This is a genomic window from Rhizobium sp. Root1220, assembly GCF_001426265.1.
Classification (GTDB): Bacteria; Pseudomonadota; Alphaproteobacteria; order Rhizobiales; family Rhizobiaceae; genus Rhizobium.
The window spans coordinates 173,833-191,470 of the sequence record NZ_LMDG01000033.1 but is presented as its reverse complement, the minus strand read 5'-3'; the positions used below and the strand labels follow the sequence as shown (position 1 = coordinate 191,470).

Annotated in this window: 13 protein-coding genes; 7 read left to right on the top strand and 6 right to left on the bottom strand. The window is 62.0% G+C overall.

From position 1 onward, the window contains the following. Window positions 1-326: 326 nt before the first annotated feature. The gene (locus tag ASC90_RS20075) at window positions 327-1,571 is read left to right on the top strand and encodes an aromatic ring-hydroxylating dioxygenase subunit alpha (RefSeq protein WP_056544935.1); all 1,245 of its coding nucleotides are present in this window, start codon (window positions 327-329) and stop codon (window positions 1,569-1,571) included. Window positions 1,572-1,634: 63 nt separating this feature from the next. Here the strand turns inward: ASC90_RS20075 and ASC90_RS20070 are convergent, their stop codons facing one another. After that, window positions 1,635-2,642 carry a GH25 family lysozyme gene (locus ASC90_RS20070; protein WP_082519998.1) on the bottom strand — a complete coding sequence of 336 codons (1,008 nt, stop codon included), beginning with the start codon at window positions 2,640-2,642 and terminating at the stop codon, window positions 1,635-1,637. A gap of 154 nt (window positions 2,643-2,796) precedes the next feature. On the opposite strand from ASC90_RS20070, the gene ASC90_RS20065 reads away from it, so the two are divergent. Continuing rightward, complete coding sequence (locus ASC90_RS20065) at window positions 2,797-3,297, top strand: BA14K family protein (RefSeq protein WP_056544930.1); 501 nt, start codon at window positions 2,797-2,799, stop codon at window positions 3,295-3,297. A gap of 55 nt (window positions 3,298-3,352) precedes the next feature. Here ASC90_RS20065 and ASC90_RS20060 read toward each other — a convergent pair whose 3' ends face one another. Then, complete coding sequence (locus ASC90_RS20060) at window positions 3,353-4,348, bottom strand: transporter (protein WP_056544927.1); 996 nt, start codon at window positions 4,346-4,348, stop codon at window positions 3,353-3,355. A gap of 219 nt (window positions 4,349-4,567) precedes the next feature. Between ASC90_RS20060 and ASC90_RS20055 the strand changes: the two genes are divergently transcribed. The 3 genes from ASC90_RS20055 (at window position 4,568) to ASC90_RS20045 (ending at window position 9,126) form a co-directional block, all read left to right on the top strand. Further along, window positions 4,568-6,346, top strand: coding sequence for an acyl-CoA dehydrogenase (locus ASC90_RS20055; RefSeq protein ID WP_056544199.1), 1,779 nt, complete (start codon window positions 4,568-4,570; stop codon window positions 6,344-6,346). Window positions 6,347-6,355: 9 nt separating this feature from the next. Next, window positions 6,356-7,108, top strand: a complete 753-nt coding sequence (locus ASC90_RS20050) for a crotonase/enoyl-CoA hydratase family protein (RefSeq protein ID WP_056544195.1) — start codon at window positions 6,356-6,358, stop codon at window positions 7,106-7,108. A gap of 191 nt (window positions 7,109-7,299) precedes the next feature. Then, window positions 7,300-9,126, top strand: a complete 1,827-nt coding sequence (locus ASC90_RS20045; protein WP_056544924.1) for a HAMP domain-containing methyl-accepting chemotaxis protein — start codon at window positions 7,300-7,302, stop codon at window positions 9,124-9,126. Between the two features lie 175 nt (window positions 9,127-9,301). Here ASC90_RS20045 and ASC90_RS20040 read toward each other — a convergent pair whose 3' ends face one another. Continuing rightward, window positions 9,302-10,552 carry a class I SAM-dependent RNA methyltransferase gene (locus ASC90_RS20040; RefSeq protein WP_056544192.1) on the bottom strand — a complete coding sequence of 417 codons (1,251 nt, stop codon included), beginning with the start codon at window positions 10,550-10,552 and terminating at the stop codon, window positions 9,302-9,304. After that, the gene (locus ASC90_RS20035; protein ID WP_056544922.1) at window positions 10,549-11,295 is read right to left on the bottom strand and encodes a TlyA family RNA methyltransferase; all 747 of its coding nucleotides are present in this window, start codon (window positions 11,293-11,295) and stop codon (window positions 10,549-10,551) included. The genes ASC90_RS20040 and ASC90_RS20035 overlap by 4 nt, the downstream gene beginning before the upstream one ends. Before the next feature lie 274 nt (window positions 11,296-11,569). On the opposite strand from ASC90_RS20035, the gene ASC90_RS20030 reads away from it, so the two are divergent. Together ASC90_RS20030 and ASC90_RS20025 are read left to right on the top strand one after the other, a co-directional pair. Further along, the gene (locus ASC90_RS20030) at window positions 11,570-13,507 is read left to right on the top strand and encodes a methyl-accepting chemotaxis protein (RefSeq protein ID WP_056544189.1); all 1,938 of its coding nucleotides are present in this window, start codon (window positions 11,570-11,572) and stop codon (window positions 13,505-13,507) included. A gap of 83 nt (window positions 13,508-13,590) precedes the next feature. Next, window positions 13,591-14,592 (top strand): arginase family protein, encoded by a 1,002-nt coding sequence (locus tag ASC90_RS20025; protein ID WP_244480427.1) that lies wholly within the window; start codon window positions 13,591-13,593, stop codon window positions 14,590-14,592. Between the two features lie 82 nt (window positions 14,593-14,674). On the opposite strand, the gene dxs is transcribed toward ASC90_RS20025, so the two are convergent. Continuing rightward, window positions 14,675-16,591, bottom strand: a complete 1,917-nt coding sequence (gene dxs / locus ASC90_RS20020) for a 1-deoxy-D-xylulose-5-phosphate synthase (RefSeq protein WP_056544187.1) — start codon at window positions 16,589-16,591, stop codon at window positions 14,675-14,677. 106 nt (window positions 16,592-16,697) lie between these two features. Then, window positions 16,698-17,621 carry a pirin family protein gene (locus ASC90_RS20015; RefSeq protein ID WP_056544182.1) on the bottom strand — a complete coding sequence of 308 codons (924 nt, stop codon included), beginning with the start codon at window positions 17,619-17,621 and terminating at the stop codon, window positions 16,698-16,700. Between the last annotated feature and the right edge of the window lie 17 nt (window positions 17,622-17,638).

Below are 17,638 nucleotides of genomic sequence, written 5' to 3'. Positions count from 1 at the left end.
CCGCGTCAGCCGTGACCTCTTGCCATTCGTGTCGCAAATGGAATACTGAAATTCAGGTCAGCGGGAAACCCATGTGCACCAGTGGATTGCGCACATGTCGTAATCGGTGATAACTCGGCGCCGCGCGGATGCGTCATTGGTCCTGTCGGGCGATTGCCAAGGGTTTTTCCGGCTGTCGCCAATTTCGAAGCCGATGTCGCTTTACAACCGAAAGCGCGAAGCGCGCGGTGGTTAAATACCGTTCATATAGAATGTCTCCCGCGTGGGAGGAAAGCAGGGTGGTTTCGTTTCTCAGCAGGCGGACCCGAATGTACGAGGACATGCAGATGGATATTCGCAGCAACGCATTGCGACAGCTCAAGAACCGCCGCGAAGGCTTCAGCCTGGAACAGGCCTTCTATATCGATGAGGACTACTTCAAGCTCGATATGGAAATGATCTATTATCGCGACTGGCTGTTCATGGGCCATGATTGCGAACTGCCGAAGGCTGGTGCCTATTTCACGGTTCAGATCGGTGACTATCCCGTCGTGATCGTGCGCGGCCGCGACAACGTCATCCGCGCGTTCCACAACAGCTGTCGCCATCGCGGCTCGCGCGTTTGCACCAAGGAGCACGGCTCTTCGGTTCGCCTCGTTTGCCCCTATCACCAGTGGACCTACGATCTGGACGGCAAGCTCGCGTTTGCCCGCCACATGGGCGACGATTTCGACAAGAGCGGTTATGGCCTCAAGCCGGTTCATTGCGAGAGCTTCGGCGGCTACATCTTCATCTGTCTCGCCCAGACCGCACCAGACTTCCAGCCGGTTCGCGACATGGTGACGCCCTACATGCTGCCGCATCATCTGAGCGAGGCGAAGGTCGCCTTCCAGAGCACCATCGTCGAGAAGGGCAACTGGAAGCTCGTCTGGGAAAACAACCGCGAGTGCTACCACTGCGCGGCCAATCATCCAGAGCTATGCCGCACCTATCCCGAGGCTCCAAGCGTCACCGGCACCGATGGCGGCGCGGATGATCCGGAAATTGCCGGACACTGGGCGCGCTGCGAGGCGGCAGGCCTGCCGAGCAAGTTCCAGATCTCGCCGGACGGCCAGTTCCGCACCGCTCGTATGCCGCTGATCGAGGATGCCGAGAGCTATACCATGTCGGGCCGGCGTGCGGTCGCGCGGCCGCTGTCCAGCGACGTGACCATCGACCGGATCGGCACCATGCTGCTGTTCCACTACCCGACGACCTGGAACCATATTCTCGGCGATCACGCGATCTCCTTCCGCGTCCTGCCGCTCAGCGCCAACGAGACGCAGGTCACGACCAAGTGGCTCGTTCACAAGGATGCCGTCGAAGGCGTCGACTACAATCTCGAGGAGTTGACGCACGTCTGGACCGAGACCAACGATCAGGATCGCCGCATCGTCGAGGAAAATGCCTTCGGCATCCATTCCCCCGCCTACGAGCCAGGTCCGTACTCGATGCTGCACGAGGGGGGCGTCATGCAGTTCCTCGAATGGTATTCGGCGTTCATGGTCAACCGTCTGCAGGGCGATCAGGCCAAGCTTTCGGTCGTCGCCTGAAAACAGCCATCCGATCTCCAAGCGGCTCCGCTCTGCAGGCGGGGCCGCAATCGTTTCCGGATATCAGAAGTCCCGGTAGCCACGAGCGTTGGCTTCTCGACGCGGGACGGACGACGTGACGACGGGGTCAAATGCAAGCGGGGGAGGTCCGCTTGATGCGACGCAGACTACCGGCGCTTCGCGCGGCATCATTTCTATCTTCGCAAGAATGAGCGGCGGATCCGGCTCGCGAGCGGGAAGGAGATTGCCCTGCGCCCATATCTTGGCGAGTTCCGGCTTGTCCATGGGGGCCACGTTGACATCGATGTCGGTGAGCGTGCCCGGCACCCGATAGGGGCAACGACGCTTGCCGCAATTGCTGCCGGAGGAGAATTGCCAGAGAAGGTAGTTGTCCCAGTTTCCCATCGGGAACACGCCTTTGACCTCTGGCTTGTAGCGTGCGTACCAGATCGGCAGCCGTGCCAGGACCGGGTAGTCGTTGCGATAGGCGGCGATATAGCGGGCTGTGTTGTGGTTTGTGTAGAGGACCGGATAACGCCCCGTTCGCGCCCGGATATGGCCCGCGAATATCTGGGCGTCCTCGAGGGACATGAACTTCTGGGGATCGATCCCCTCGATATCGAGGATCATCATTTCGTCGTCCTTGGGCGCGGCGTAGTCCAGGAAGTGGTTGGCCTGATCGATGGGATTGCCGGGGCGGGCGAGATGATACGAGCCCCACAGCAGCCCGGCCGCCCTGGCGACAAGGCGCCTGGTCTGGAATAGCTCGCGACTGACGGAATACTTGCGCCACATGGTCCTGCAGTGGGCGACGGTGTCGCCGCCGTGGTCGCCGCTGCAGTCAAAGGTTTCCGGCAGTCCGTCGGAGGCTTTCGAGATGAAGGCGGCGATCCGCTTGTCGGAGAGCAGGGATTCCCAGTCGATCGTGTTCAACTCGTAGGCGTCGACGACGAGGGCGTTTGAAGGGTCCTTCCAGGGGAGCGTGTCGGTGGCCGAGGCCTGCTGCGGCACTCCGGCCGCGAGGGCCAGAAGCAGAAAACGGAGACTGAGTTTTCTACAGTATCGCTTCATATAACGAGGGTGGTGAAATCCGGTTAATGTTCGGTTAATCGGAGATCGCCTAAAAGGGAAAAATGGGCGACGACCCGCGACGATGAGGCGGATGGAACGTTCCTTCGCTTTGCGCGTTCCCATTCGCATTAATTCCAACTTGATTGGAGACTTTATGACTGGAGCATTCAAGAAGATAGCCATTGCCGTCTTTTCGTCGGCAATGTTCATTGGCAGCTTTGTTCCGTCGCAGGCTGTACAGATGCCATCTGCACCGCAGGTGGAGAAATCCGGCGATCTGCAGAACGTCCAATACTGCCGCTACGGACGCTGCGGCTATCAGCCGGGCTTTCGACCAGGGTATCAACCGGGCTATTATCCCGGGGCTCGTCCGGCCTACCGTCCTGCCTATCGAACCGGCTGGTATGGCGGCTATCGCGGATATCCCTATTATCGCGACGGCTATCGCCACTATAACGGCTACTGGTATCCGCTCGCCGCGTTCGGCGCGGGCGCGATCATTGGCGGTGCAATTGCCGCGCAGCCGCGTTATGCCGAGCCGGTTGGCTCGGGGCACGTCGCCTGGTGTGAGCAGCGGTATCGTTCCTACCGTGCCTACGACAACACGTTTCAGCCGTACAACGGCCCGCGCCAGCAGTGTGTTTCGCCCTATTGATGCGACCCTCTGCATCCGCAGTTCCGGGCCCGGCAGTAATGCCGGGCTTTTCGTTTCAGAGGATATCGACCCGCTTTAGCAGCCACCAGGCCAGCAGGATCGAGGCGACGATCAGGCCGATGGCATACTCGGTGCCGCCGGAGCCCTGGGCAAAGGGGAGGTTCGCGGTGTTCATCCCGAAGAAGCCGGTGACGAGGGTGGGCGGCAGCAGGAAAGCCGTCATCAGCGAGAGAATGTATAGATGGCGGTTGGTTTCGGTCGAGAGCTTCGAATCGATTTCTTCGTGCAGCAGCCGTGCGCGATCCTGCAGCGCATAGATGTCGTGGTCGACGGATTCGAGTCGGCTCGTCAGGCGTGCGGCGATATCCTCGAAACCGAAGGGCATCTCTTCATCATCCGAGGCCGCGGCGCGTCGCATCAGGCTGAGCACGGTCCTGAGATGGCGGTGTAGCCTGACCACCGTGCGCCGCACGGGTGCCAGGCGCCGCCGCTCGTCGCGCGGCGTGTTGTCGTAGACGTAATCCTCGATGACGTTCAGCTGCTCGGTCATCTCCATGACAATCGAGATGAGCGTGCGCTGAAACTCGATCACCAAGGCCTCGAACAGGTCGACGGGCCGTGCAAACTTTGCCGGGTTCTTTTCGATCAGCATCCTGGCCCGCTCGACGCTGCGTAGCGGCTGAAGCCGGCTGGTGATGATGAAGCGGTCCGAGATGGCGAAATGCAGCCAGCCGAGGTCGGCGGTCTCGTGATCGAACTCCCGCTGGCAATCGACAAGCGTGCCATAAAGCATCTGTTCATCCACGGTGACGGCCGAATGGGTGTCGCGCGTCGTCAAAGCCGACCTGGCATCGTCGTTCAGGCCCTCAAGGCCGTCGAGCAAGGCGGGAACACGCGCATCGGCAAGGTTGAGATGCAGCCAGTAGAAGCCGCCGCCGTTCGTCAGTTCCGCCTGCAGCGCGCTGTTCTGCAGGCGAATGGCCTTGCCGCCCTCCGGCGGGAACCGGTAGGCCCAGACGAGCCCCGGTATGTTGACGGGCAATGTATCCAAGTTGGCCTGTCCCTTATGCAATGGCGATCTATCTGTTTAGACATTCTCCATGACGATTGTTTGTGCAAGTGCGCAAGAGCAAAAGCAGAGTCGTCGCGCTGCAAGGCTACGGGAAGTATCCTCTTTGAAATTGACGTTTACGTAAAAATCAATTAGCTCTGCGGATGGAGGAAATGGGAGGTTTGCGAGGCTCCCGACCCGTGATGCGAGGAGAGTGGCATGTACAAGGCGCCCGTCGATGAGATTGCGTTCACCCTGAAGCACGTTGCGGGCTTGGGAGCGTCTATCGAGAATGGTCTGCTCGGCGGGCTCGACGAAGATCTGGTCGATGCCATCCTTTCGGAAGCAGGGCGCTTTGCAACCGATGAGGTCGCGCCACTTGCCGACGTCGGCGACCGCCAGGGCTCACGGCTCGTGGACGGCAAGGTGACAACGCCGGACGGCTGGCGAGAGCTTTACGGCAACTGGATCGCTGGCGGCTGGAATGGCCTTACCGCACCGGAGGCATACGGCGGCCAGGCGCTCCCGCACATGCTGAACGTCGCCGCACTCGAAATGTGGAACTCCGGCTCGACGGCCTTCGCACTCTGCCCGACCCTTACGATGGGCGCGGTCGACGCGGTTCATGCGCACGGCTCCGAGGCGCTGAAGGCTACCTATCTCGCCAGGCTCGTTTCAGGCGAATGGACCGGAACGATGAACCTGACGGAACCGCATGCCGGTTCCGATCTCGGCGTGCTGAAGGCCCGCGCCGAGCGCCGCGACGATGGCACCTACCGTATCTTCGGCCAGAAGATATTCATCACATGGGGCGAACATGACGCGGCGGAGAACATTGTTCACCTCGTCCTTGCCCGCCTGCCGGATGCGCCGGCCGGAACGCGGGGCATCTCGCTGTTTCTCGTGCCGAAGTTCCTCGTCAAAGCGGATGGCTCGCTTGGCGCCCGCAACGACCTGTTCTGCCATTCGCTTGAGCACAAGCTCGGCATTCACGGTTCGCCGACCTGCACAATGATCTATGGCGACGGCAGGTTTGGTGCGGAGAAGGGCGCGATCGGCTGGCTGGTTGGCGAGGAGAACAAGGGGCTCGCCTGTATGTTCACGATGATGAACAACGCGCGGCTGGCGGTTGGCATGCAAGGCGTCGCGATCGCCGAAGCCGCGACCCAGAAGGCAATCGCCTACGCCAGGGAGCGCACGCAGGGCAAGGCCCCGGGCTGGATCGGAACCGGCATGAGCCCGATCATCGAGCATCCCGACGTTGCCCGGATGCTGTTGACGATGAAGGCGCTAACGCAGGGGGCGCGCGCGATTTCCTACACCTGCGCCCACGCGACGGACATGGCGCAGCGCGCCGGCGACCGGACCCAGCATTGGCAGGAACGGGCGGCTCTGCTGACGCCGATCGCCAAATCCTTTTCCACCGATGTCGGCGTCGATGTCGCCTCGCTCGGCATACAGGTTCATGGCGGCATGGGCTTCATCGAAGAGACCGGCGCTGCTCGCTACTTCCGCGACGCCCGCATTGCGCCGATCTACGAGGGCACGAACGGCATCCAGGCAATCGATCTTGTAACGCGCAAGCTGCCGCTATCGGCGGGCGAGCAGGTTCACGGTCTTATCGATGAACTGAAGACGATTGCCGATGGCGTCCGCAACTCCAATCTCGATGGCTTCGGCGCGACGGCCAACCAGCTGGATGCGGCAATCACCGATCTCGCGGAGGCTACGGATTGGCTTTTGGCGCAGCTGGCCGATGGTAGGACGACGGAACCGCTTTCCGGCGCTACGCCCTACCAGCGGCTGTTTGGCCTGGTTCTGACCGGCTGCTATCTTGCCAAGGGCGGCCTTGCGCAGACCGTCGACGGCGGCGGCAACGGTCGTATTGCGCTCTGCCGCTTCGCGGCCGAAAATCTCTTGCCGGAAGTGGCCGCCCTCAAAGACGCGGTCATCAATGGCGCCGAGAGCCTTGCTGCCGCTCGCGTCGTTCTTGCCTGAGGAAACCCCATGACCGATCACGTCATCGTCGAACAGTCCGCCGCCCATCCCGGTGTCCAGATCATCCGCTTCAACCGTCCGGAAAAGAAGAACGCCATTACGAGGGCAATGTACTCGAAAATGGCCGAGGCGCTGGTAGCGGCCGATGGCGATGCCGCGATCCGGGTGACGGCTTTTCTCGGCACTGAAGGCTGCTTCTCAGCTGGCAACGATCTTGGCGACTTTCTGGCTGTTGCCATGGGCGGCGGAATGCCGCGCGAGATTGTCGATTTTCTCTACGCGCTGGTTCGGTCGGAAAAGCCTGTGGTCTCGGGTGTCGACGGATTGGCGATCGGCATCGGCACGACGATGCACTTTCATTGCGACCTGACGATCGCCTCCGTGCGCAGCCAGTTCCGCACGCCGTTCGTCGACCTTGCACTGGTGCCGGAAGCCGCCTCCAGCCTGATCGCGCCCCGCATCATGGGCAGCCAGCGCGCCTTCGCGCTGCTGGTTTCGGGCGAGGCGTTTTCGGGCGAAGAAGCAAGGGACGCGGGGCTCGTCTGGAAAATCTGTGCGCCCGAGGACGTGGAGACGGCAACTCTGTCGGCAGCCGCCAGGCTCGTCGGCAAACCGCCCGAAGCGCTGCGGATTGCGCGCGACCTCATTCGCGGCGACCGCGAGGAGATCATTGCCCGGATCGACGAAGAAGTACGCCATTTCTCAGCGCGTCTGCACAGTGCCGAGGCGCGGGCAGCCTTCGAGGCCTTTATGCGGCGATAAATCGACCGCACACACGTAAAAGTATTACTTTTAATCAAATTTTACCAATTTTCCTTTCTAGTCGCATGCAATGCATGACGCAGGACGGACACTCGTCCGGATCCTTTCCCGGCACAATCAAGGCACAAGGCGCACAGCGGATCGACGCCGATCGGCGAGGGCGCGTCGGTCTGCCGCATCGAGACAACGCTATGTTCAAAATGAAGATAAAAACGCTGCTTCCGCTTCTCTTTTTATCGCTGGTCGCAATTTCCCTGGTGCAGGGCGCGATCGCTGCGGTTGCCTTGAAGAGCCTCGAAGCCAACACACGGCAGATCGGTGCGCAGAACATTCCCAACACGGAACGGCTGCACGCGATTGTCGCGACGTTAAACGACGTGCGCCGCAGCTACGCCGACTACCTGCTGGCATCGGGCAAGACCGATTTTCGCAATGCCGAGACGACGCTGAAGACCCGCCGCCAACGCCTGACAGCCGCCATCGACGCCTTCGAGAAGCAGCCGAAAAGCGATTACATGACCCAGAATTTCGGACGGCTGCAGAAAGCGCTGAGCAATGACGCGGCGATTGCCGACAAGATCATCGCGCTTGCCCTCGACACCAAGCGTAGCCAGGCCAATTCCCTCTATCGTGGTGAGCTGGCGATGTCGGCCAACAACATCCAGACGCTCGTCGACGGCATGCTTGCAAAGGATCGGCAGTCGACCGATGCCGCCCTCCTTGCAGCGGGCGGAAACTATTTTGCCGGCATTCTCTCGATCGTTGCCGGCCTTGCCGTGGCGCTCGTCGCGGCGATCGCGGCAGCCTACCTTGCATGGAAGCGTATTTCGCGACCGATCTCGACGATTGCTGTGCGCATGGCACGGCTCGCCGATGGCGAAATTGATGCCGCCGTTCCCTTCGCGGGACGGCATGACGAAATTGGCGAGATGGCGGCGGCCGTCTCGGTCTTCCGCGACAATTCCTTCGCGCGCCTCGAGCTTGAACGAAGCGCCGAGGATAACCGGGCGCACACTCAGGAAGAGCGTTCGCGCAACGAGGCGTCTAGGGCACGCGAGACCGCCGAGATCCAGCACGCAGTCGATGCGCTCGCCGGCGCCCTGGGTGCTCTCTCGAAGGGCGATCTCGCGCATCGCATCGAGACGCCCTTTGCCGACCATCTTGACCGCCTGCGCAATGACTTCAACGCCTCCGTGGCAAAGCTGCGCGAAGCGCTTCAGGACGTTGGCGACAATGCCCATGCGATCGATGCCGGGGCCGGGGAAATCCGCAATGCCGCGGACGGCCTGGCCCGCCGCACCGAACAGCAGGCCGCTTCCATCGAGGAGACCGCAGCTGCCCTCGAGGAGATCACCACCACCGTAAGGGATACTGCTCGTCGGGCGGAAGAGGCCGGCAGTCTCGTGTCCCGCACGCGCGGTGGCGCTGAGGAGTCGGGCAACATTGTCCGCAAGGCGGTCTCGGCGATGACCGAGATCGAACAATCTTCGCAGAAGATCGCCAACATCATCAGTGTCATCGATGACATCGCCTTCCAGACCAACCTGCTGGCGCTCAACGCCGGCGTCGAGGCGGCGCGTGCTGGCGAAGCTGGCAAGGGCTTTGCCGTCGTCGCCCAGGAAGTCCGCGAGCTTGCTCAGCGCTCGGCGCGTGCGGCCAAGGAGATCGAAAGCCTGATTTCGGCCTCGAATGCCCAGGTTCGCTCCGGCGTGACGCTTGTGGGAGACACCGGCAAGGCGCTCGAGGCCATCGTCGGCCAGGTGCAGGAAATCAGCCGCCATGTCGATGCAATCGTGACGGCCACCCGTGAACAGTCAACCGGCCTTGCGGAGATCAACACCGCGGTCAACACGATGGACCAGGGTACGCAGCAGAATGCCGCTATGGTCGAGGAGCAGAACGCCGCAAGCCACGGCCTGGCGACGGAAGCGGAAAAGCTCATGCAGCTTCTCGGTCAGTTCAACCTTCAGGCAGCATCTTACGGTGCTTCGGCGTTGGCCGGTCGCCGCGCCGCCTGATCCGACACGCTCCGGAATGAACAAAACGCCCGCGCCTGTCGCGGGCGTTTCTTATTTCCGAATAGCTGGGATTTGCCTAGCTATTGTTGGCACGCTTCGTGTCGTAGCTATGAAAATGCAAATCGATCAGCTCGCACCTTTTCTCGCCAGCGAAAAGGTGCGCTGACCGCGATGCTCACTTTTCGAGCGTCGCCACCACCTCGACATGGGCGGTCCACAGGAACTGGTCGATTGGCGTCACGCTGGTGATCCGGTAGCCACCCTCGACGAGAAGTGCGAGATCACGCGCCAGCGTCAGAGGATTGCAGCTGACGGCGGCGATTTTCTTGACAGTCGAGCGCGCCAGTTCCTTGCACTGGAATTCGGCACCGGCACGCGGCGGGTCGAAGACGACGGCATCGTAGACCTTCAGCTCGGACGTCATCAGCGGCCGACGGAAGAGATCGCGCTTCTCGACGCTGACGGGCTTGATGCCCTGCGTGTTGCGTGCCGCATGATCGAGTGCAGCCAGCGGCTTGTCCTCGCCTTCTACAGCATGCACGCGGCCAATGCGGGCGAGCCGCAGCGAGAAAGTGCCGGCGCCGGCAAACAGATCGGCGATGCGCTTCGCCTTGCCGACATGCGCCACAACCAGTTCAGCCATAGCGTCTTCCGCCGGCTTGGTCGCCTGCGTGAAGCCGCCGGGTGGCGGAACGACGTTGACGCCGCCGAAATCGAGCAGTGGCTTGGAAGGCTCGACGAGAATTTCGCCGTTCAGCGATACGCGCGCGATCCCGCGCGTCGCGAGCACGGTTTCGACCGCCTTGCGGCGCTGCGGGTCGGAGAGTTTCTTGATGCCGTCGACGGCGAGATCAAGGCCAGAGAGCGTCTCGAGGACGGAAATGCGGAATGCCTCGGCGCTGTTGGCGAGCGCCGCACCGATCGCCTTGATCGCCGGCAGCCTGGCGATAATGGCTGCCGACGAGATGGGACATTCCTCGATGCCGACAATGTGGTGGCTTTCGGCCTGGTTGAAGCCGATCAGCATATCCTTCTCGGTTCGTCGTGCCGCGAAGACCACGCGGCGACGCTCGCCGGGATGGGCCGCGACAAGCTCGCCCACCTCGGGCGTCAGCCCCTTGGATCTCAGCGCATCGATGACCAGCTGCCGCTTAAAGGCGCGATAGGCCGTATCGCCCATATGCTGCAGGGTGCAGCCGCCGCAGGTGCCATTGACGCCGTCGAGGCCGAAATGTCGACATGCGGGCTCCTGCCGATCCGGGGAAGCCGTAGCAATCGACATCACCGTTCCATGGCTCTTCACGCGCGCAATCGCGACGGTCTCGCCCGGCAGCGCGAAAGGCACATATACCGGCCCGTCGGGGCCGTTGACGATACCGTCTCCCTGCGCACCCAGCTTCTGGATTGTAACGGTTTCAGCGCTCACGGCTTTGTTCCTGCGAGTAGAAATTCCTGATTGCCGTCGCCACCTGATATCGGCGAGGGGATGAGGCCAAGGCTGCTCCAGCCCATGTCCTCGACAAGCCAGCGCTCCAGTTCAGCGGCGACAGCGGGGGCAGAGGAGGGGTCCTTGAGCATCCCCCCCTTGCCGATCGCATCGCGTCCGGCCTCGAACTGCGGCTTGACCAGCAGTGCTGCGACCGCGCCGGGCTCGGCAAGGCCGAGAGCAGGGGCGAGCGCCAGCTTTAGCGAGATGAAGGAAACATCCGAGACGATGAACGTGATCGGGTGGCCGACATCATCGGCGTCGAGGTTGCGGGCGTTCAGTCCCTCGAGGTTGGTCACCTGGGAATTGGCGGCGAGACGAGGGTGCATCTGCCCGTGGCCGACATCGATGGCGGTGACATGCGCCGCGCCGCGCTCCAGAAGCACTTCGGTGAAGCCACCGGTCGAGGCGCCGATGTCGACGCATCGATGGCCGGCGGGATCGAGCTTGAAATGATCGAGTGCCGCCGTGAGCTTCAGGGCCGCGCGTGAGACGTATTCCTGCGCCGGGTCGTCGATTTCGATGGCGGCGTCCTCGCCAAACAGGGCGCCCGCCTTCGTGACCACCTTTCCGCCAACCTTCACGGTGCCGCGCTGCACGGCATCGCGTGCCCGCGAGCGGCTGGCGAAAAGCCCGAGGCTGACGAGAAGCTGGTCGAGGCGTTGTGTGTTTTGTTCTGACATGCGCTGTCCATGACCGGCAAAGCCAAGGCATGCAAGCCTTTTGTTCGGGAAGCCCGCGTTGCTCGGTCGCCAGGCATTCACCGCAGTGCACAAACTTAAACAAATTTAAAGTCTGGCGTCATAGGGTCAGGGCGATTGCAGCGGCTCGTCGGAGCTGCTCCCGCCATGATGGCATCCTCCCATTGCTGATCATGTTCCCCGTCCGCAGAGTTTTCCAGGCAGCTATTGCGTGCCTGACTTCCCATGGCTTCACGCCGCCACGAGAGATTGACCGATGTCCGCAAGAAACATGTCCTTGAACGGTAAGCTCGCCGCGACTTTCGCGCTGCTGATCCTTATCTTTGCCGCCGTCTCCACCTTCGTCTATTCAAAAGCCGGTGCCGTTGCGCAGGCGTCCGAGCAGCAGAAAAAATCCGAGCGCCTGGTCAACCAGATCGACGATGCCCTGCAGGCGATGCTCGAACAGGCCGTAAACCTGCGCGGCTTCCTGTTGTTCCGCAGCGACAGCACCTATGGCGATATCTTCACCAACCGCGAACGCATGCTGAAGGCGATTGACTCTGCGCGCGAGACCGCGGCCGGCAAGAGCGAGTTCGTCCAGCAGATCGATGGCATGCAGAAGGCAGCCGACCTCTATTTCCACCAGCTTGCCGAGCCGCAGTCGAAGGCCCGCAAGGAGACCGACATGCCGGTTGATCAGATCGTTAAGATCGGCGTCAATGAAACCAAGGGCCAGCTAGACGGCTTCCGTCAGGCTTCTGCCAAGATCAAGGCGGCTGCGCGAGACGAGTCGAACGCCCTTGCTGCCGTTCAGGCGGATGCCAGCAGCGATCTCGGCGCGACATTGCTCGCCGGCGGCATTGCCGCGGCCCTTGCTGCGGTTCTGCTCGCCTGGATGCTTTCCCGCAGCATCGTTCGACCGATTGTCGGCATGACCTCTGCGATGGGACGCCTCGCCGGCGGCCAGACCGATATCGACGTGCCCGCTCTCGACCGACAGGATGAAGTCGGCCGGATGGCGCAATCGGTTCTGGTCTTCAAGGACGCGGCAATTGAAAAGCTGCGCCTGTCGGGTGAAACCGATCGCATGCGCAGCGACGCCGAGCACCAGCGCCGGGCCGGTGACGAACAGAAGGCCCGAGACGAGGGCGAACTCCGCCTCGCTATCGACGGTCTCGCCGGTGGCCTGTCCGATCTCGCCAACGGCAATGTCGCTACTCGTATCAGCACGCCCTTCGCGCCGCAGTTCGACCGGTTGCGCAACGACTTCAACAATGCCGTCGAAAAGCTGCAGGGCGCGCTTCAGTCCGTCGGCCAGAATGCTTCGGCCATCAATGCCGGCGCCAGCGAAATCCGCACCGCTGCCGATGATCTTGCACGTCGCACCGAACAGCAAGCAGCCGCAGTCGAAGAAACGGCAGCGGCGCTCGAAGAGGTGACGACGACGGTGCGCGACTCCGCCAAGCGCGCGGAAGATGTCGGTCAGCTGGTCGAGCGCACGCGCCTCGGCGCCGAGAAATCCGGCGAGGTCGTGCGCAAGGCCGTCACCGCGATGCAGGAGATCGAGAAGTCCTCGGGCGAGATCAGCAACATCATCGGCGTGATCGACGACATCGCCTTCCAGACCAACCTGCTGGCGCTCAACGCCGGCGTCGAAGCGGCGCGTGCAGGCGATGCCGGCAAGGGCTTTGCCGTTGTCGCGCAGGAAGTGCGCGAATTGGCCCAGCGCTCGGCCAGCGCCGCCAAGGAAATCAAGGCGTTGATCAATACCTCGGGTACCCAGGTCAATGCCGGCGTGTCGCTGGTCGATGAAACCGGCAAGGCATTGACGGAAATCGTCGGCGCGGTGCAGGAGATCAACAAGCATGTCGGCGCGATCGTTACCGCCACGCGCGAACAGTCCATCGGACTGCAGGAGATCAACACCGCGGTCAACAACATGGACCAGGGCACCCAACAGAACGCCGCGATGGTCGAGGAACAGACTGCTGCCAGCCATTCGCTGGCCCAGGAAGCCGGCGCGCTTGACGAGTTGTTGCGTCAGTTCAATCTCGGCCAGGCACGGGCTGAAGCCCCACGGGCAAGCATTGCCAACACGGCCTCGCGTCCGGTGGCCTCACCAGCCCGCGCCTTGACGCGCACGGTCGCCAAGGCTTTCGGTGGCAGAGCTGCAACGGCCGCTGCCGTCCAGGAGGACTGGACGGAATTCTGAGCCGATATTTCCGGCTAACGCCAAACAAAAAAAGACCCCGGTTTCCAAGGTCTCTTACGGAAATGTCCAAGGCAGATACTGATGTGGAACCGCTCGCAACACAGACGTTGCGAGCGGTTCTCCTTGCCGGAAATGTCTTCATCAAGCATCCTGCAGCCAGCGCAGTAGATGCTCCATTTTGCGCCACGGTTAAAGCTGGGTCGCAAAATCTAGCTTTAATCAGGGATTTAGCGACAACAACGCTGGGGGAAGCTCTGGAAAAGACCATTCTAACGGCATTCCAGGGGCGCGTGGGTGATCACAATGATCTCGCCATACCAGGCGCGGCCGCCCTGGCGTCGGCTCTCTCCGACCGGCTCGGCCTAAGCCTTCATGTCATAGGTACGCCGGAACCGGCACTGAATACCGATTGGCGGGCGGAGTTGGATGCAGCGATGCCAGCGTTGCAGGCTCTTTCGAGGCACTTTGAGTCCATCTTCGAGCAAGGTGCGCGCCCCCTCACTGTCCTGACCCGTTGCGCAGTCGCCCTGGCAACATTGCCAATCGTTGCCAGACATCGACCTGATGCATGTGTCGTATGGCTTGACGCCCACGCCGACCTGAACGCCCCGGAAACCTCGAGTTCCGGCTATCTGGGCGGCATGGCGGTTTCCGGTGCGGCTGGCTTGTGGGAGTCTGGGCTGGGCGCTGGTCTTGCATTGAACAACGTGATCTTGCTTGGTGCGCGCGACATCGACCCTGCAGAGCGCAAACTGATCAACGCTGCCGACATTCAGATCATTCGACCGCAAGCAAAACTTGTTGCGGCGACAACCGACGCCATAGGCGGACGTCCTGTATACGTTCATCTTGATTGTGACGTACTCAACCCTGGCATCGTTCCATCGGACTACCAAGTTGAAGGCGGCCTAACGCTTTCCGACTTGCGGGCAGTCTCGGAAGTGCTCGCCAAGAGCGAAGTCGTCGGCGTCGAGATTGCTGAGTTCCAAAATGCATGGGAGATCGGCGGCCCGCCGGCCTCGCCGGAAAGGCTTCTTAGCGCAATAGGACCGCTTGTAGAACGATTCAGGTCAGCACGGACCTAGAAAAGCCCGTGAGAAATGCATCGAAGAGTCGGTCTCAGAATGTCGAGTTTCCAGACCGATTTCTGCGATTTATCAGATCAGATCAACCGGCAACGCCGACGACGGCAGGGCGCCCGAGCGCCTTGAACACCGTCGAGACGATACCCGCCCGGTCGAGGCCGGCCTGGACGTTCATCACCTCGGGCTTGGCCTGTTCGACCCAGTGGTCGGGCATCACCAGCGATCGCACCTTGAGCCCATTGTCGAGCAGGCCTTCCGTGGCCAGGAACTGCAACACATGGCTGCCGAACCCGCCGACGGAACCTTCCTCGACGGTGATCAGCATCTCATGGTGGCGGGCAAGCTGGCGGATCAGATCGTGATCCAGCGGCTTTGCAAAGCGCGCGTCTGCGACCGTCGTCGAAAGACCCGCTGCATCCAGATCTTCGGCGGCCAGCATACAGTCGGCCAGGCGCGTGCCGAAGGAAAGCAGGGCAACCTTCGCCCCTTCCTTGACGACGCGTCCCTTGCCGATCTGCAGGATTTCGCCGCGCACCGGCATCTCGATGCCAACGCCTTCGCCGCGCGGATAGCGGAACGAGATCGGACCGGCATCATAGGCCGCTGCCGTCCGCACCATGTGTTTCAGTTCCGCCTCGTCGGCGGCTGCCATGACCACAAAGCCGGGCAGAGCGGCAAGGAAGGTCGTGTCGAACGAGCCAGCATGGGTCGGCCCGTCGGCGCCGACGAAACCGGCGCGGTCGATCGGGAAACGGACCGGCAGGCCCTGGATGGCGACATCGTGCACGACCTGGTCATAGGCGCGCTGCAGGAAGGTGGAATAGAGCGCCGCAAACGGCTTGTAGCCTTCGGCGGCAAGGCCGGCGGCAAAGGTCACCGCATGCTGCTCGGCAATGCCGACGTCGAAACACCGCGACGGAAAGACACCGGCGAGCTTGTCGAGACCCGTGCCGTTAGGCATCGCCGCCGTGACCCCGACGATCTTGTCGTCAAGCTCGGCCTCCTGCACCAGTGCTTCGGCAAACACGCTCGTATAGCTCGGCGCGTTCGGCTTCACCTTCGCCTGAGCGCCGGTGATGACATCGAACTTGTTGACGCCGTGATACTTGTCTGCGGCAGCCTCAGCGGGCGCGTAGCCCTTGCCCTTCTGCGTCACGACATGGATGAGCACTGGGCCGTTGGCGTTGTCACGGACGTTGCGCAGCACCGGCAGCAGGTGCTCGAAGGAATGGCCGTCGATCGGGCCGATATGATAAAAGCCCATCTCCTCGAACATCGTCCCGCCGGTCACATAGCCGCGGGCATGCTCGACGGCGCGGGTGATGGCGCGGTCGACGTTCTTGCCGAGATAGGCCGTCAGCTTCTTGCCGAAGTCGCGGAAGCCCATGTAGGTGCGGCCGGAGGCTAGGCGCGCCAGATAGGCGCTCATGGCGCCGGTCGGCGGCGCGATCGACATGTCGTTGTCGTTGAGGATGACGATCAGCCGGGCGTCAAGCGCACCGGCATTGTTCAACGCCTCGTAGGCCATGCCCGCGGACATCGCGCCGTCGCCGATGACGGCAATGACGCGGCGGTCCGTCTTGTCGAGTTCCGCGGCGACAGCCATGCCGAGGCCGGCGGAAATCGACGTCGAGGAATGGGCGGCGCCGAACGGGTCGTATTCACTTTCGGCGCGACGGGTGAAGCCGGAGAGCCCGCCTTCCTGGCGCAGCGTGCGAATCCGGTCTCGGCGGCCGGTCAGGATCTTGTGCGGATAGCACTGGTGCCCGACATCGAAGATCAGCCGGTCGCTGGGCGTATCGAAGACGCTGTGGATGGCAATCGTCAATTCGACGACGCCAAGTCCCGCGCCAAGATGGCCGCCGGTGCGCGACACCGCATCGATCATTTCATCGCGGACCTCGCGCGCCAACTGCGGCAGGTCGCGATCCTCCAGCTTTCGGAGGTCGGCGGGATAGGTAACCTTATCCAGCAGCGGCGTCTTCGGCGGTTGTGTCACGGGTGAGGGCTCTTTCTTGTCATTCTTGGGCAGGATGCCTTTAAGGCATAAGTTGCGGCGAAAAAAGTCGATTTCAAGAACCGCAAGACTTCCTTTCTAAAGGAGATCAGCCTTCTGGCAAAGGTATGAATTCTTCCTCATCCCCCGGAACGATGTCGAAGCGGCCGCTACGCCATTCTTCCTTGGCCTTCTCGATCCTCTCCTTGGACGACGAGACGAAATTCCACCAGATGTAACGCTTGGAGTTCAGTGCCGCGCCGCCGAATAGCATCAGGTGACAGCCTTGCGTGCCGGCTTCGAGCGTAATCGCATCGCCGGGACGGAAGACGAGCAGCTGGTCGGCGGCAAATACATCGCCTGAAATCACGACTTCGCCCGACAGCACGTAGGCGGCCCGCTCCTCATGCGCGGCAGCAAAGGGAAACTTCACGCCGGCTTCCAGGCTTATATCGGCATAGAGCGTATCTGAGAACACCTTCACCGGAGACGACATCCCTTCGAACGCGCCGATCACCACGCGCCCGCGAACGCCGCGCTCGTCGATGACAGGCATGTCGTCCTTTTCGGTATGCGTGAAGGAGGGGTCGATCTCCTCCTTGTCGTCGGGCAACGCCAGCCAGGTCTGCAGCCCCGACATCAACAGCGGATGGCCGCGCAGGTTGTCGGGCGTACGCTCGGAATGGACGATCCCGCGCCCGGCGGTCATCAGGTTGATATCGCCGGGGCGAATAACCTTCTCGGTGCCGAGGCTGTCGAGATGCCGGATCTCGCCGTCGAAGAGGTAGGTGACCGTCGAAAGCCCGATGTGCGGATGCGGTCTCACGTCCAGTGCCTCATTCGGCTTCAGGATCGCCGGCCCCATCCGGTCGAAGAAGATGAACGGCCCGACAAGGCGGCGCTCGCGCGTCGGCAACGCGCGCCGCACCTGAAACCCACCGATATCGCTGGTGCGCGGGATGATAAGGTTCTCGATCGCGTCGCAGGCGAAGGCATCGCCGGGCAGGGGATCTTTACCGGGGAAGAAGGACATGGACGTGTCTCCAATGG

Excerpts from the sequence above, each read along its gene's own strand:
- ASC90_RS20075 (WP_056544935.1), top strand. The coding sequence starts at position 327 with ATGGATATTCGCAGCAACGCATTGCGACAGCTCAAGAACCGCCGCGAA.
- ASC90_RS20070 (WP_082519998.1), bottom strand. The coding sequence starts at position 2,642 with ATGAAGCGATACTGTAGAAAACTCAGTCTCCGTTTTCTGCTTCTGGCC.
- ASC90_RS20065 (WP_056544930.1), top strand. The coding sequence starts at position 2,797 with ATGACTGGAGCATTCAAGAAGATAGCCATTGCCGTCTTTTCGTCGGCA.
- ASC90_RS20055 (WP_056544199.1), top strand. The coding sequence starts at position 4,568 with ATGTACAAGGCGCCCGTCGATGAGATTGCGTTCACCCTGAAGCACGTT.
- ASC90_RS20050 (WP_056544195.1), top strand. The coding sequence starts at position 6,356 with ATGACCGATCACGTCATCGTCGAACAGTCCGCCGCCCATCCCGGTGTC.
- ASC90_RS20045 (WP_056544924.1), top strand. The coding sequence starts at position 7,300 with ATGTTCAAAATGAAGATAAAAACGCTGCTTCCGCTTCTCTTTTTATCG.
- ASC90_RS20035 (WP_056544922.1), bottom strand. The coding sequence starts at position 11,295 with ATGTCAGAACAAAACACACAACGCCTCGACCAGCTTCTCGTCAGCCTC.
- ASC90_RS20030 (WP_056544189.1), top strand. The coding sequence starts at position 11,570 with ATGTCCGCAAGAAACATGTCCTTGAACGGTAAGCTCGCCGCGACTTTC.
- ASC90_RS20015 (WP_056544182.1), bottom strand. The coding sequence starts at position 17,621 with ATGTCCTTCTTCCCCGGTAAAGATCCCCTGCCCGGCGATGCCTTCGCC.